The sequence below is a fragment of the Luteitalea pratensis genome, from assembly GCF_001618865.1.
GTDB lineage: Bacteria > Acidobacteriota > Vicinamibacteria > Vicinamibacterales > Vicinamibacteraceae > Luteitalea > Luteitalea pratensis.
In genome coordinates, this window is record NZ_CP015136.1 from 4839291 (window position 1) to 4853931 (window position 14641).

Annotated in this window: 16 protein-coding genes and 2 tRNA genes; 8 read left to right on the forward strand and 10 right to left on the reverse strand. The window is 66.6% G+C overall.

The genetic code is table 11. The annotated features are described in order from the left end of the window. Nucleotides 1-16 precede the first annotated feature (16 nt). Together LuPra_RS20155 and LuPra_RS33965 are read left to right on the forward strand one after the other, a co-directional pair. Nucleotides 17-754, forward strand: coding sequence for a metallophosphoesterase family protein (locus tag LuPra_RS20155; RefSeq protein ID WP_110172412.1), 738 nt, complete (start codon nucleotides 17-19; stop codon nucleotides 752-754). 136 nt (nucleotides 755-890) lie between these two features. After that, nucleotides 891-1157, forward strand: coding sequence for a helix-turn-helix transcriptional regulator (locus tag LuPra_RS33965; RefSeq protein ID WP_110172413.1), 267 nt, complete (start codon nucleotides 891-893; stop codon nucleotides 1155-1157). 216 nt (nucleotides 1158-1373) lie between these two features. Here LuPra_RS33965 and LuPra_RS20165 read toward each other — a convergent pair. From LuPra_RS20165 to LuPra_RS20185, 5 genes are all read right to left on the reverse strand, one after another. Further along, nucleotides 1374-1449: transfer RNA gene (locus LuPra_RS20165), tRNA-Lys, on the reverse strand. Nucleotides 1450-1467: 18 nt separating this feature from the next. Further along, nucleotides 1468-1980: a DinB family protein gene (locus LuPra_RS20170; protein WP_157899454.1), complete on the reverse strand. Its 513-nt coding sequence runs from the start codon at nucleotides 1978-1980 to the stop codon at nucleotides 1468-1470. A 44-nt stretch (nucleotides 1981-2024) separates the two neighbouring features. After that, nucleotides 2025-3065 (reverse strand): ABC transporter permease, encoded by a 1041-nt coding sequence (locus LuPra_RS20175; RefSeq protein WP_110174788.1) that lies wholly within the window; start codon nucleotides 3063-3065, stop codon nucleotides 2025-2027. 111 nt (nucleotides 3066-3176) lie between these two features. Next, nucleotides 3177-4160, reverse strand: coding sequence for an ABC transporter ATP-binding protein (locus LuPra_RS20180; protein ID WP_110172415.1), 984 nt, complete (start codon nucleotides 4158-4160; stop codon nucleotides 3177-3179). A 1-nt stretch (nucleotide 4161) separates the two neighbouring features. Next, the gene (locus tag LuPra_RS20185) at nucleotides 4162-5469 is read right to left on the reverse strand and encodes an adenylosuccinate synthase (protein WP_234800481.1); all 1308 of its coding nucleotides are present in this window, start codon (nucleotides 5467-5469) and stop codon (nucleotides 4162-4164) included. Nucleotides 5470-5624: 155 nt separating this feature from the next. Here LuPra_RS20185 and LuPra_RS20190 point away from each other — a divergent pair, with 155 nt between their 5' ends. Next, nucleotides 5625-6740 carry an ATP-binding protein gene (locus LuPra_RS20190; protein WP_157899455.1) on the forward strand — a complete coding sequence of 372 codons (1116 nt, stop codon included), beginning with the start codon at nucleotides 5625-5627 and terminating at the stop codon, nucleotides 6738-6740. Here LuPra_RS20190 and rnc read toward each other — a convergent pair. Beyond that, complete coding sequence (gene rnc / locus LuPra_RS20195) at nucleotides 6708-7691, reverse strand: ribonuclease III (RefSeq protein WP_110172418.1); 984 nt, start codon at nucleotides 7689-7691, stop codon at nucleotides 6708-6710. The two genes, LuPra_RS20190 and rnc, sit on opposite strands and share 33 nt — an antisense overlap. Next, complete coding sequence (locus LuPra_RS20200) at nucleotides 7688-9829, reverse strand: PP2C family protein-serine/threonine phosphatase (protein WP_110172419.1); 2142 nt, start codon at nucleotides 9827-9829, stop codon at nucleotides 7688-7690. The genes rnc and LuPra_RS20200 overlap by 4 nt, the downstream gene beginning before the upstream one ends. A gap of 98 nt (nucleotides 9830-9927) precedes the next feature. On the opposite strand from LuPra_RS20200, the gene LuPra_RS20205 reads away from it, so the two are divergent. After that, nucleotides 9928-11088, forward strand: coding sequence for a trans-sulfuration enzyme family protein (locus LuPra_RS20205; protein ID WP_201792161.1), 1161 nt, complete (start codon nucleotides 9928-9930; stop codon nucleotides 11086-11088). A 175-nt stretch (nucleotides 11089-11263) separates the two neighbouring features. Here LuPra_RS20205 and cutA read toward each other — a convergent pair whose 3' ends face one another. Further along, a complete protein-coding gene (gene cutA / locus LuPra_RS20210) occupies nucleotides 11264-11653 on the reverse strand; it encodes a divalent-cation tolerance protein CutA (RefSeq protein WP_110172420.1) in 390 nt (129 codons plus the stop codon). Between the two features lie 26 nt (nucleotides 11654-11679). On the opposite strand from cutA, the gene LuPra_RS20215 reads away from it, so the two are divergent. Both LuPra_RS20215 and LuPra_RS20220 read left to right on the forward strand, forming a co-directional pair. Continuing rightward, nucleotides 11680-12063 carry an FtsB family cell division protein gene (locus LuPra_RS20215; RefSeq protein ID WP_157899456.1) on the forward strand — a complete coding sequence of 128 codons (384 nt, stop codon included), beginning with the start codon at nucleotides 11680-11682 and terminating at the stop codon, nucleotides 12061-12063. 69 nt (nucleotides 12064-12132) lie between these two features. Next, nucleotides 12133-12209: transfer RNA gene (locus LuPra_RS20220), tRNA-Met, on the forward strand. On the opposite strand, the gene LuPra_RS32115 is transcribed toward LuPra_RS20220, so the two are convergent. Then, a complete protein-coding gene (locus LuPra_RS32115; RefSeq protein WP_157899457.1) occupies nucleotides 12188-12607 on the reverse strand; it encodes a hypothetical protein in 420 nt (139 codons plus the stop codon). The genes LuPra_RS20220 and LuPra_RS32115 overlap by 22 nt on opposite strands. Before the next feature lie 147 nt (nucleotides 12608-12754). On the opposite strand from LuPra_RS32115, the gene LuPra_RS20230 reads away from it, so the two are divergent. Then, nucleotides 12755-13111: a toxin gene (locus LuPra_RS20230; RefSeq protein WP_157899458.1), complete on the forward strand. Its 357-nt coding sequence runs from the start codon at nucleotides 12755-12757 to the stop codon at nucleotides 13109-13111. A gap of 3 nt (nucleotides 13112-13114) precedes the next feature. Next, entirely contained in the window at nucleotides 13115-13468 is a 354-nt protein-coding gene (locus LuPra_RS20235) for a helix-turn-helix domain-containing protein (RefSeq protein WP_110172424.1), read from the forward strand. Nucleotides 13469-13665: 197 nt separating this feature from the next. Here LuPra_RS20235 and LuPra_RS20240 read toward each other — a convergent pair whose 3' ends face one another. Then, on the reverse strand, nucleotides 13666-14583 hold the full coding sequence (locus tag LuPra_RS20240; protein ID WP_110172425.1) for a serine protease family protein: 918 nt from the start codon (nucleotides 14581-14583) through the stop codon (nucleotides 13666-13668). Nucleotides 14584-14641: the final 58 nt, after the last annotated feature.

Below are 14641 nucleotides of genomic sequence, written 5' to 3' on the forward strand. Positions count from 1 at the left end.
GGGCGACGGACCCAGCATGCGCATCGCGATCATCAGCGACATCCACGGCAATCTGCAGGCGCTCGACGCGGTACTGGCCGATCTGCGGACACGGCCAGTGGATGCGGTGTACTGCCTTGGCGATCTGGTGGGCTACGCCGCTCACCCGAATGAAGTCACCGAGCGGGTTCGAGCCGAAGGCATCCCCACGATCATGGGCAACTACGACGATGGCGTGGGTTTCGAGCGAGACGAGTGCGGGTGCGCGTACACGAACCCCGTCGACAAGGCGCTCGGCGATCGGTCGCTCGCGTGGACGAAGGCGACAGTCACGTCAGAGAACAAGGCGTTCTTGCGCACCCTGGTGAGCGAGATCCGGTTCGACGCGGACGGCAGGCGCGTGCTCCTCGTCCACGGGAGTCCGCGGCGGGTCAACGAGTACCTGTTCGAAGACCGGCCGATCTCGAGCTTCCAGCGGCTGGCCGCGTCCTCGCAGGCGGACATCATCGTGTTCGGCCATACACACAAGCCGTACACGAAGCTCGTCGACGATGTGCTCTTCGTGAATGCGGGATCGGTCGGCAAGCCGAAGGACGGCGACTGGCGCGCGTGCTACAGCATCCTGGACGGAGCGGACACCACGAATCCTGTGGCGTTCATCCGCGTTCCGTATGACGTGGCGAGCGAGGCGGCCGCGATCCGGGCCAGTGACCTGCCCGACAAGTTCGCGGTGGACATCGAAACTGGCGGCGCTTCGATTGTTACGCCTGCATGATCGGTAGCGCCGAACGACAGCTCGACGTCGGAACTTCCTCAAAAGCCACGTGAGGCCCACGGTCGGGCCCAGCGCTACGTGACGTGCGCCTTGCGCGGTGCTGGACCGTCGGGAGTTGCGGAGATTTGCGGTGAGGATGAGGCCGGTACTGTCGAACAGGCCGGCGTCCGTGCTCGATGCTGGTGCGCCTGGACTAGATCTCTCACGTCGCTTCGCCCTGAGTGAAGCCGAAGCGGCGCAGTACCTGGGTATGAGTCGCGCGTGGCTCAAGAAGGCGCGCACGGCGCGGTTCAGAGCAGCGATTGATGCGCCGCCATTCGTGCAGGCTGGCGCCAGGCGGGTCGTGTATCGCCGCCGCGATCTCGAGGACTGGGTGCAAGCGCACGTCAGCAAGCAATGCTGAACGGCAGGTTTGGCAGACGTGCGGTCGCCAACCCGCACCCCTAATGCACCTCCAAAGCGCTGGAAGGCTATTCTGGCGGGTCGAGATAAATCATCTAAGTTGTTTATTTAAAGATACTTACTTGGTGCGCCCGGTGGGACTCGAGCCCGATGGCGAGCCGAAGGCGGAGCCGTGGGCCTGAAGCCAGCCGGGCCGCCACACGCGCGAATGCGCGTGTGGTGCGCCCGGTGGGACTCGAACCCACGACCAACGGCTTAAAAGGCCGCTGCTCTACCGACTGAGCTACAGGCGCACTCAGAGAAAGTCTAGCCTACCGCGTGAACGGTTCGTCCGCACTGCCGCCGTACATCGCCGGCACCTTCGAGCCCAGCCCGCGCAGGTAGGCCGTGAGCTGGCCACGGTGGTGGATGCCGTGATTGTTGGCCAGGCCGAGGAACTTCACCGCCGGCCACTGGACGACGCCGAAGAAGTCCACGGTGCGCAGCAGGTCTTCGGGCGACATCGCGCGGACCCGCTCGAGACAGGCCGGCACCTCGCGCTCGTAGAATCGCACGACATCCGCGATCGACCCGAACCCGGCCCGTTGCGACTCGGCTGCATCGCCGTCGCTGCCGAAACGGCCGTTGATCACACCGTTGAGGAACCAGACGTCGCTCTGCGCCACGTGGGTCGCGAGCTCCCACGCCGTCCGCGACTTCTCGTCGGGACGATACGAGCGGCCGTCTTCGGTCACCGCCCCCAGCACCTTCAGCGTTGTCTTCACCTCGCCGCTCATCAGCGAGACGTAGTGATCGGCAAGGAATACAGCCTGTTCGTTGGTCATGACCCCTGTTTCTCCTGTCCACGGCGCACCGGGCGCGCGGACGATCAGCGCCAGCGGAAGAGCCGGAGCGCCGCCGTGAAACTCACGAGCGTCCATCCGACGAGAATCGTCACCTGGGGCGTGAGCGTCGGCAGCCCGCTCCCGTCAATCATCACCCCGCGCAGCGCCTGGTTCAGCGCCGTGAGCGGCAGCAGCGAGATGAACGGCTGCATCGCCTCCGGAAAATTCTCGGAGGCGAAGAACACGCCGGAAAAGACCCACATGGGCACCATCACCAGGTTCATCAGGCCCGACACGCCCTCGACCGTCTGCGCCCGGCTCGCCACGAGCAGTCCGAGCCCCGAGAACGCCAGCGCGCCGAGCACGCAGAGCGCGCCCAATAACAGCCAGGACCCGTTGACCGGGATGCCGAAGACCGGCACCGCGAACCCCAGGAGCAGCCCCACTTCCAGCACCAGGAAGATGAGACGCGAGGCCATGTGCGACAGCAGGTAGTCGCGCCGGCGCATCGGCGTGGCGATGAGCCGCTTGAGCAGCTTGCGCACCCGCGAGTTGACCACCGAGAAGGCGACGCTCCACATGCCCGTGCCCATGATGTTCATGCCCAGCAACCCGGGCACCACCCAGTCGATGTAGCGAGAGCCCGGCACCGTCACGAGCCGGTCCGCGACAGGCACTGCCGCCCGGCGACCCGCGGCCCCCTGCAGGACGTCGTCCACGACGAATCGGCTGACACGACTTTCCGGACGGCTCGGATCGAGTTCGTAGGTGACTGGCACGCCAGGCACCACGAGGAGGTGAATCGCGCCGTTGCGCAAGGCGACGTCGGCTTCGCCCCGATCGACGACGCGCACGCGCACGCCCTTGACGTGCTCGAGCGTCGAGACGATCGCCGCGTGCGGCACTGCCCCGCCTCGGAGCACGCCGACGAGCACGTCGGGCGCGCCCTGGTTGCGGAACGCCAGGCCGAGCGCGCACGCCAGCAGGACCGGGAACGCGAAGACCCAGAACACGGCTTCGGGCTCCCGGAGGAACTCCTTGAATCGCGAGAGGGTCAGCTCGATGAGCGGATGACGGGGACGCATCAGTGGCAGGAGAACAGGAACACAGGGACGCAGGAAATCAGGAAGGCCCCGCGAGCTTCGAAGGCCGATGGCCGACTGGCCGTGGAGCACCGCAGAAGGCGGCCGCCCTCGTCACGTGTCCCTCAATTGGCGGCCCGTGAGCGCGACGAACACGTCCTCCAGCGTCGCACTGTGCGTCGTCAACAAGGTGAACGCGTCCGCGTCGGCCACCGACGCGAGCAGGGCGGGCAACGCCTCGTGCAGGTGGGAGACGATCAGCGTGCCTCGGTTGTCCTGCACCGAGGCGCGGCGCACGCCCGGCAGACGCGTGAGCGCATCGACCGCTGGCAACGTCCTTCCCTCGGCGAGTGCGAAATCCACGACATGCTCGGCGCCGAGCGAGGCGATGAGTTCCACGGGAGTGCCGAGCGCGATGACCTTGCCTTGATCCACGATCGCCACGCGGTCACACAGGACCTGCGCTTCGTCCATGTAGTGCGTGGTGATCATGACGGTGCGCCCGCGTTGCTTGTACTGCGCGAGCAGGTCCCACAATTGGCGCCGCGATTGTGGATCGAGCCCTGTGGTCGGCTCGTCGAGGAACAGCAGGTCAGGATCGCCTGCCAGTGCGCAGGCGAGCGCCAGGCGCTGCTTCTGGCCGCCCGAGAGCTTGCCGTACCAGGCGTCCCGCTTCGACTCGAGCCCGACGCTCGCGATCAACTCCCCCACCGTCGGCCCTTGCCCGTAGAACGAACGGAAGAGCCGCAGGAGTTCAGCCACGGTGAGCTTCTCGTTGAGCTGTGTCTCCTGCAGCTGGATCCCGAGTCGCTGCCGAAGATGATCGGCGTCAGTCGCCCAGCGACGGCCGAGCACCTCCACCTCGCCGGCGTCCGGCGTGTTGAGGCCTTCCAGAATCTCGATGGTGGTGGTCTTGCCCGCACCGTTCGGACCGAGCAGCCCGAAGCATTCGCCGGTGTGAACCTCGAGATCGAGGCCGTCGACGGCGATCACGTCACCGTAGCGCTTGACCAGCCCGACGCACCTGAGTGCGATCGGCACGTCTGCGGCCGCCCGCGCTGCGACCCGAACCGAGCCAGAGGCGGGAGTCGCGATCATGTCAGTCGGGCAGCGTGAACCAGCGGGCGGCGATGGAGTCGCCGCGCAGGATGGTCTCGTGGCGATCGGAGCCGGTGGAGATGAGCGCGACAGGCACGCCGCAGACATCCTCGAGCGTCGCGATGTAGGCGCGCGCTTCTGCCGGCAGATCCTCGAAGCGCCTCACGCCCGCGGTCGGCGCCGTCCAGCCTGGCACTTCGCGGTACACGGGCTCGCAGCGCGCGAGCTGCCCGATCTCCGACGGGAAATGCTCGAGCGTTTCGCCGTCAACGGTATAGCCCGTGCAGATCTTCAGCGTCGGAAAGCCGTCGAGGACGTCCATCTTGGTGATGGCCAACGCATCGAGGCCATTCACGCGCACGGCGTAGCGCACCGCGACCGCGTCGAACCAGCCGCAGCGGCGCGGCCGCCCCGTCACCGATCCGTATTCGCTGCCGCCGTCACGCAGCTTCTGGCCCATGTCGTCGAGCAGTTCGCTCGGGAATGGCCCCTCGCCCACGCGCGTGGTGTACGCCTTGGCGACGCCCATCACGCCGGTGATGTGCTTGGGACCGATCCCGAGGCCGGTGCAGATGCCGCCAGTCGTGGCGTTGGACGAGGTCACGTAGGGATAGGTACCGTGGTCGATGTCGAGCAGCGTGCCCTGGGCTCCCTCGAACATCACTCGCTTGCCGGCGCGAATCGCCTCGTCCAGCAGTACGGACACGTCGGTGACGAACGGCGCGAGCCGGATCCAGATCGTGTCCAGTCCCGCGAGCACTTCGCGCCAGTCCATGCGCGCGTCCGGGATCAGGTTGTTGCGCGCTTCCACGTTATGGCGCACGGCATCCTCGAGCATCTGTCGCGACGCGCCACCAGACAGGTCACCGACGCGGATGCCGCGGCGGCCGATCTTGTCCTCGTAGGCAGGCCCGATGCCGCGCGAGGTCGTCCCGATCTTGCGCTCACCACGCTTGGCCTCGGAGAGGACGTCGAGTTCCTTGTGATACGGCAGGATCAGGTGCGCCTTGCTGCTCACGAACAGCCGGCCGGTGACGTCGATGCCCGCCGCCGTGATCTCGTCGATCTCGGAAAACAGCGCGACGGGATCGACCACCAGGCCGTTGCCGATGACGCACGACACGGTCGAGTGCAGGATCCCCGACGGCAACAGCCGCAGGATGAACTTGCGACCGTTGACGTACACGGTGTGGCCCGCGTTGTGCCCCCCCTGGTAACGCGTCACGAACGAGAAATTCGGCGTGAGCAGATCGACGATCTTGCCCTTGCCCTCATCGCCCCACTGGGCACCCAACACGGCAATGTTCATGACGGAGATACTCGGCACGGAGACTGTCGCACGCCCTCGCGCGACCACGGAACACGCCATCCTAGCAAACGGCACTCGCAGGCGCCACCCATGCTTGCATCCTTGACATGGTTGACACTGCCACCGGGCCTCCGTAGGCTCTAGTGCTTCCGCTCATGCCATTGATCGAACTCGTGCTGACCGTGCTGGCCTCGCCGACGCCAGGGATCCCGCTGCTGATCGGCGGCTGCAGCGCGGGGCGCACGCACGCGCTGCACGCAGTGATGACTCGCCTTGGCGCCGACACGATGCCGGTGTACCTCGACGTCGAGCGCCTGGCCACCACGCCGGAGCAGTGCTATCGATCGCTGTTACGCCACGTACGCGTCGCCGAGGACGCTCCCGCGCTGCCGGCGCCGGCCGCGCTTTCGTCGCCACGCGAGGCGTTTGCCGCCATGCTCGCGCTCCTGACCAGCGCGCGCGCCGCATCGGGTCGTCGGTTCACGTTCCTGCTCGACGAGGTCCTCGACCTCCGGACGTTCGAAAGCTTCCCTGGCCTGAAGGCGTTGATGAGCGAGACAGGCCAGGCGCTCGGCGTCTCCGACAACCGGTTCGTCCTCGCCACCAGGTTCCGCCAGCGCGGCGCTCGCCTCGCCGCGAGCTGGCCGCGCATCTCCTCGGTGATGCTCGACGATGCGACGATGACCGGCGACGGGCGGACGGCAGAGGCACTTGCTGGACTCGATCCGCTGGAACAACAGCAGGTGCTCGCGCTCACCGGGGGACGCCTCGGGTACGCCGTCCTCGTCAGCGACGCGCTGCGCCAGGCGCGCCGCCACGGCATCGCCGATCCGGTCGGCGCACTCACCGAACAGTTGCTGTGTGGCAGCGCGCTCGAGCGTCGCCTGCGGCTCTCTTACGAAGTGCGCCTGCAGCGAGCCCGCGGCTACGGCGCGTTGCGCGCCATTCTCGACGTGCTGGCGGAGCAACAACCGCTCACGCTCACGCACATCGCGCAACGGTTGCATCGCACGCCCGGCTCGACGAAGGACTACCTGTCGTGGATGCTCGACGTGGACCTGCTCACGGTCGACCGCAAACGGTACACGGTGACCGATCCACTGCTGCGCCTCTGGGTGCGCCTGAACAACGGCGCCGACGTGCCCACCGATGCGCAGGTCGCCCGCGAGACGCAGCGCTACGCGAGCGAGCGCCTGGCAGCACTGCCCGACGTCCCCGTCAGCGTTGGCCGGCCGTCGTCATCGACCGGCGGCATCATCGAGATCGATTGAGCCCTGCTGGAGCGCATCCAGCGCCGCACGCGCCGCCTGCTGCTCGGCCTCCTTGCGACTGCGTCCCTCGGCCTCGCCAAGCACGCGGCCGACCGCCTGTACGTCGACCGTGAACGTCTTGTCGTGATCGGGCCCTGCCTGATCGACGATGCGGTAGACCGGTGGCGGCAACCGCCGCGCCTGCAGGTACTCCTGCAGCGACGACTTGAAGTCGCCGGCGCCCGCGGTCGCCGCCCCGCCCGACCTGACCTCCTCGAGCAATGGCATCAGCAGGCGCAGCACCAGGCCGCGCGACGCACCGAGGCCACCGTCGATGTAGACCGCGGCGATGACCGCCTCGCAGGCGTCAGCCAGGAGCACCGGCTTGTGCCGTCCCCCCGTCTTCTCCTCACCCCGTCCAAGCCGCAGGTGCGCACCGAGTTCGATGCTCTCGGCTGCCCGCGCCAGCGCCGTGAACGACACGAGCGACGACTTCATCTTGCTCTTCTGGCCCTCGTCGGACTCCGGGAACTCCTGGTAGACGAGATCGGCGATGACGAAACCCAGCACGGCATCACCGAGGAACTCCAGCGACTCGTTGGTGGCGTCCTGCCCGAGGCCGTCCTCGTGGGCACGCGACCGGTGCGTGAGCGCGAGTTCGAGCAGGCCGCGATCGCGGAAGCGATAGCCGAGGCGATGTTCGAGCGGCGCAAGATCGTCGCGCAGCGGCACGACCTTCGGACCCGCATCGGCGGGCTTGTCGAAACGGCGGAGCAGGCGGCTGGCTTCGTCAGCCTCCTCGTCGGGCACGGTGACGCGCAACTGGCCGAAGAAGGCAATCGGGACCGGGAATACGCTGCGGAGCGGCGATCGCTCGATGGCTGGCGAGAAGCCTTCGGCCTCGAGCAGCCCGGCGACCAACGCCGCCTCGGGCTCGGACGTCGTGGTGCACACCACTGTCCGTCCGGTCATCCGTGGACCTCGCCGACGTGGCTGGCGCTCGCCGCGGCGCTGTTGCCCACCTTCAGCACGATCATCGTCATGTCGTCATGCTGCTCGGCGCCATCGGCGAATTCCCGCACGCTCTCGAAGATCTCGTCGCACAGGGCGTCGGGCTCGAGGTGGGCGTGGTCCTCGACGCAGAGGCACAGGCGATCCTCGCCGTACAGGTCGCGCACCTCGTTCATCGCCTCGCTGATCCCGTCGGTGAACAGCACGACGGCGTCGCCAGGGGCGAGCGTCAGCGTGTGCTCCTTGAGCAGGCCCTCGAAGCGCGAGCGAATCGACGCCATGCGCACGCCGAGGACGAGCCCTTCGGGCGCCACCAGGCGCGTGCGCGGAAACACGTCGCCCGAGCGGAAGTGAATGAGTGGCGTGTGCCCGGCGCGGGCATGCGTCAGCGTCCGCTGGCGCACATCGAGCACGGCGTACGTCATCGTCACGAAGCTGGTGCGGCCGAGGTTGTCCGAGAGGACGCGATTGACCTCGCCGAGCAGCGCTCGCGGCGACTGGTGGGTCCTGGACAAGGCAAGCATCAGCCCCTTGAGTTCCGCCATGTACAGGGCCGCCGATGCCCCCTTGCCGGAGACGTCGGCGACGAGCAGGCCGATGCGGTCGTCGTCGAGCGGGAAGAAGTCGCAGTAGTCGCCGCCGATCTCGCGGGCCGGACGGCATGCCGCAGCGATGGTGAATTCACCGCAGCGCAGTGTCTCCGAAGGCAGCAGCGAGGTCTGGATGTCTCGGGCCAGCTGCAGTTCCTGCTGGAGGCGCTCCTTGACGACCTTCTGCTCGAGCAATTCCTCGATGGTCTCCACCATCGAGTTGAACGACGAGGCAAGCGCGCCGAACTGGTCGCGGGTACGTACCCGGATGCGGTGCGAGAGATCCTCGGCCTGCACGCGCCGCGTGCCCTCGAACAGTTCGTGAATCGAGCCGGTAATCGATCGGGCGAGACTGACGCCCATCACGAACGCGACGATCTGGATCACGAGGAACAGGCTGCCGATGATCAGCAGCATGATCACGAGCATCTGCCCGAACGACAAGCCGCCGCCGATGGCCTGGGCCTCGGTGATACGGCGGTACAAGTGCACGAGGCTCGGCTGGATGAGGAAACCGAGCTTGCAGCTGGCGCCGGACTCCCAGTTGGTGGCGTCGAGGAAATTGACCCACGACAGCGAGTACGGCGATGGGTCGATGCGCATCTCGCCGCCCTCAGGCACGGGGCACGGACCGGTGATGGATGGACCCATGCGAACGAGGCCACCCAGCCGGATGCCCGTTTCCTCGCGAAGCACCGCAGACGCCGCGTCATCGAGCGGAAGATCCACGACCACTGCCCGTGACGCCGTCTCCGCGGTGCCAATCCACGACACGCTACGGACGATCAGGCGTGCGCCGGCTGCGGCGGCCGCCTCGTCGCTCACCGGCACGACGACGACCGACGGGCCCTGGCGCAGCAACCACTCCGGAATGGACGAAGGTGGGGTGCCATGATCCCAGGCACCGACGGTGAGCATGCCCGTGCGTGTGTCGCCGTTCATCGGCAGCAGCGCGATGGACAGCCCGGGGTAGGTGCGTGCGCCGGCGCTTGCCTTGCGCGTCAGCAGGTCGCGCACTTCTCCGGGGGTGCGGGTCTGCTGTAGTTCGACGGCCGTCATGTCGGCATACACCCGGCCTTGCGCCTGCAGATCCCCCAGCTTCTCCTTCACCAGGTAGGAACTGAAACTCAACAGCGTGAGCGCACTGACGATCAGGAAGAACAGGAAGATGAGCGCCGCGGGTACGACGCCGATGAAGAAATAGGACAGGATGAGCTTTCGCCGCACCCGCCACAGCAGTCGCTGTCGCAGCACCCGGCTCAGTCGCCACACCACGACGGAGCCACCGACGATGACCGCGATGGTGGCGAGCCGGCGCAGCGTGTCGAGGGGGGCCGAGGGTCCGATGGCAAGACCGATCAGCGACAGCAGCACCCGCGACAGCAGGCCGGCTACCAGCAGCAGGCCGGCCCAGTGCTCGAGGAACAGGGCGCGCGGCGAGGGCAGCGGAAGCAGGGCGTGCGCCGGAGGCGCTTCGAGGCGCACCGGGCCGGGCGAGTCAGGCGGCATGCGGTCTCGGCCCCGGGGAGCGCACGACGGCGTGCGCGTCAGGCCAGCAGTGGCCGAATGATACCATCGCGTTTTTGTTCGCCCTCGAGAGGACTGTCGTGAACGTCGACCCCACTGCGCGCTTCTCCACGCTCTGCATCCATGCCGGGCAGGAACCCGACGAGGCGACTGGCGCCATCATCACGCCGCTGTATCAGACCTCGACGTACGTCCAGGAAGGCCTCGGCCGACACAAGGGCCACGAGTACGCCCGCACGAGCAACCCGACGCGAAGCGCCGTCGAGGCAAACATCGCTGCCCTCGAGGGCGGCACGACCGGCTTCGGCTGGGCCTCCGGCATGGCTGCCATCAACGCCGTGCTGACGCTGCTCGAGCCCGGCGATCACGTCGTGGTCACTGACAATACGTACGGCGGCACGTACCGATTGTTCGAGCGCGTGCTGCGAAAGGGAGGGTTGGACTTCACGTACGTGGACACGTCTGACGTCGAGGCCACCGTGGCCGCGTTCACGGACCGGACACGGATGCTGTTTCTCGAGACCCCGACCAACCCGGTGCTCCGCCTGGCCGACATCGCCGCCCTCTCGGCGGCGGCGCACGCGCGCGGCGACATCACGGTCGTCGTCGACAACACGTTTGCGAGTCCCGCCGTCCAGCAGCCGATCCTGCTCGGCGCCGACATCGTGCTCCACAGCACGACCAAGTACCTGAACGGGCACTCGGACAGTGTCGGCGGGATGGTGGTCGTCACGCACGCGGCCCACGCCGAGTGGCTGAAGTTCTACCAGAACGCGGCTGGCGCGATCCTGAGCGCGTTCGACTCCTGGCTGATCCTGCGCGGCACCAAGACCCTGGCCGTGCGCATGGAGGCCCACAACCGCAACGGGCAGGCGATCGCCGAGTACCTCGCCCAGCATCCGAAGATCGATCGCGTGCACTACCCCGGTTTGCCGGCGCATCCGCAGCACGCCCTCGCGCAGCAGCAGATGCGGGGGTACACGGGGATGGTGTCGTTCGACGTGGGCACCCTGGAGCGGGCCCGTGGCGTCCTCGAACGGGTCCGCCTGTTTGCGCTGGCCGAGAGCCTCGGCGGCGTGGAGAGCCTCATTTCGCACCCCGCCTCGATGACCCACGCCTCGGTGCCGGCCGAGCGTCGCGCCGCCCTGGGCGTGACCGACAGCCTCATTCGCGTCTCGGTGGGCATCGAGGACGTCGACGACCTGCGGGCCGATCTGGAGCAGGCGCTCAGCGTTCTCTGACGGCCTTCGTCATTCGGCCTTCGTCGTCATTCGGCCTTCGTCATTCGGCCTTCGGCCTTCATTGCTCCGAAGGCCCCAAGGCCGATGGCGATATCCGACGTTTTGGCCGTGGACACAAGGGTCGGGTTTAGCGTTCGACGTCAAGCGTTCGGCGTTCGGCGTTCGGCGTTAGGCGTTAGGCGTTAGGCGTTGTTCCTGTGCTTGCCCTTACCCACCCCAGGTACGCCTCGCTGCCGCCCGTAACCGTAATCACCAGCCACTCGGGGGTCTCGTACGGGTGTGCGGCACGCACCGCATCCCACAGCGCGTCGAGCGCGCGGGCGGTGGTCTTGATCACCCACTGCCGCTCTTCGGCCTCCTCCACCGCTCCTTGCCATCGATAGACGACGGCATGGCGAGGCAGGCGTGTGACGCACGCGGCATGACGCGCCTCGACGAGTTGGCGCGCGACAGCGGCGGCGCGGTCGTCGTCAGGCCACGTCGTGAGCACGATCACGACGGGATCTGGCCGATCCGCACCGGCTTCGGCGTTGTGCGGGGCTGGTGATTCCTGTATCGTCCTCATGGCTCCGTATGTCTGCTCCTGAACCGATGCGCCAGTCTAGTCCTGCCAAGCCGCGACGTGCGGCCGGCAGCGACGCCGTATCGGCCGTGCGCCGCCGGATGATGCGCACCGGGCTCGTGCTGGTCCTCGTGTTCGCCATCGTCGACGGCGTGTTCGGTGAGCGCGGTCTGCTGGCCAACATGGACGTGCGGCATCGCATCGCCGTGCAGCAGGTCGCGATCGACGAGATGACCGCGCGCAACAATGGTCTCACCGAGGACATCCGCCGGCTGCGCGAGGACCCCTCGGCTGTCGAAGAACTCGCGCGCGAGGAGCTCGGGCTCATGAAGGACGGCGAACTGCTGATCATCCTCCGGGACATGCCGTCCTCGGCAGCCCAGCCGTCCAAGGGAGGGGCCCCGTCACGTTGACCGGGTGCGGGGGCCGTGATAGGATTTACGAGTTGTTCGGGGAGCGCATGTCGCTCCAGTTCAGCGTGACGCGGGGTGGAGCAGCCTGGTAGCTCGTTGGGCTCATAACCCAAAGGTCGCGGGTTCAAATCCCGCCCCCGCAACCAGTTTTATTTGGACCAAGAGGTCGCCGGTATCTGGCGACCTCTTGCTGTCTCCGGCCGCGCTCAACATCCCCGCCAGGTTTGCCCTTCAGCGTGATCTTCAGTTGCTCGCCGTCGGGTTCGAGCAGGATGGTCTCGATCAGCGCACGTATGGCCTCTACGGCGCCTGCGCGGCTTTCCTCGCTCTCCAACGCGCGAGAGAGACTCCCAACCTTCTCGCGATAAACATCGGCCATGCGCGGCAACTTCCCGCTCGAACCATTCGCGTGCGGCCTGGCGAGCAAGAATGCGTACGACGACGCGCAGCGGCTCGTCGCGGCGATCGTGCGCCGCGCTCCGCGGTGTTTTGCGTCGAGTCCGTCGATGGCGCTCACAGCGAATTCGCACACCGCAAACAACATCGCGGGATAAACGCACCTCGCAACCACGTTGACCAGGCCACGCGCCTGGCAACGAGCAGCTCGCCAGGGAGGGGGAACACTGCTCCCGCGTCTGTGTTCCCCCTCTTGCGCGAGACATTCATACGCAAGTTGCGTATACTAGATCGCGTGGAGTCCATCGAGGCTCCCACGTTTACAGCGATGGTCGCGGGCTACCTGGAGGACGATGAATATCGAGCGTTGCAGCTGTTCCTGGCGGGGGATCCGGAGGCGGGCGATGTCATGCCGGGCACCGGCGGCTTTCGTAAGCTGCGATGGGCCGATCGGCGCCGAGGCAAGGGCAAGCGTGGTGGCCTCAGGGTGATCTACTACCACCTTTCGGCAGATGCTCAGATCTGGCTGATGACGCTCTACGACAAGGACGAAATGGCCGACCTGAGCGCCGCTGAGAAACGGGCTTTGAAGGCGGCTCTCGAGGCCGAACTTGCGCGGCGTGCCGCGCGCCGCCGGCTACGAAGGAAGTGAACTATGGCAGCGAAGAAGCGACCCGTGGCACGAAATAAGCGCAGCCTCTTCCGAGAACTCATGTCGGGTGTGGAGGCTATGCGGGATCACCGCGAAGGGCGGCTCACCTTAAGGACACGAGAGATGCAGCCGATCACGGTTCCGCCAATCAACGCGGACGTTGTCCGCGAGACGCGCGAGGCGCTCAAGATGTCGCGTCACGTGTTTGCATTCAAGATTGGTGTGAACCCCCGCACGCTCGAGCGATGGGAACAGGGACGGAGCAAACCGAACGAGCAGGCTGCCGCCTTGATTTGGCTGGTGCGGAAATATCCCGACACGCTCAAGCGGTTAGAGTCGCTCGCAGCCTCAGCTTGAGTCTCGGGTTGAGCCTCGGCTGAGGATCGGTGTACGTCGGCTTGCCGCGCAGCCTCACCGCGATCCTGGACAGGCCTCGCCTGCCATCCTCAGCGACACACGCAGCGACCTGACTTTGGAGTGACCGCGACGAGGTCTTGGTGCCCCGCATACCCACGCCGCCGCGGCCACGACTCCAGCATCGACGCTCTGCGCCCTCAGTGCTTTGGGATCATTTGTGCGATGATTCTTCGCACCCACTCGCGGGCCGCGTGCGTGTCGACGCGGGCGCGATCGTCCCGCGAGAAACATACGTCGCCGCCGTCGCTCGCCACCGCAACGTTCTCGTTGCCGAGCCGATTCCGTGACGGGTCGTAAAGGAAGGTAGGCGAACCCGAGTCTCCAAAACAGACGACGCCAGGCAGTGACCAGCTCGCCCACTCATTGTCAACGACACGGCGAAGTTTCGAGATCTTGATTCGACGCCAGCCATCCCATTCGGAAACAGGCTGAGGCCCGCCGCCCGGCGCGGAGTCCAGGTCGCCATATCCCGGGAGAATCATCAACGCATCGTCGGCTCGATCGCCTTTCAGCGCATTGGGCCGGGCGAGCGTCGCAGGCGTGATGCGCCGGACGGGTTCGCTGAGGAAGATCAGGCCGATGTCCAGAATCCCTGGATCGAGCCCCCGAAACGTGCAGAGATCCGGCGGAGGACAGGGAGGCAGGGAGGGGTGTGCTACGTGGCTGGCGACGGGGCGCCAGCTGGATCGCTCGCGAGCATTCGGGTTGAAGGTCACGAAGAACTTGATGGATGGAGGGAGTGTGACCTCCTTGATCCAGGCGACACAGTGACCGGCTGTCAGGAACACACGCTCGTCGATGAGCGTGCCGGTGCAGCGCGTCAAGAGTCCCTCAGGAGCGCCGAAGTCGTTGGGCTCTCCCCACACGACGAACGCGCCGACATTCGGGAACAGGTTGAAGAAGTCGACCACTCTCAGCGAATGGAGCTCAGGTGTCTCGTTCTGGTTCGCGCTGGATCGCTCCACCTGAGCGCGCAGCGTCTCTCGTCCAAGCAGTGACACCAGGGTCAGCGCCAGCACGAGCATCGTCTTTCCGTTCCACGTCCGCTTATCCATAGCGATCCTCCGTTCTGGAATGCCCGCCGGCAGAAAGTGCCGCATTCAAGTGGCCCCC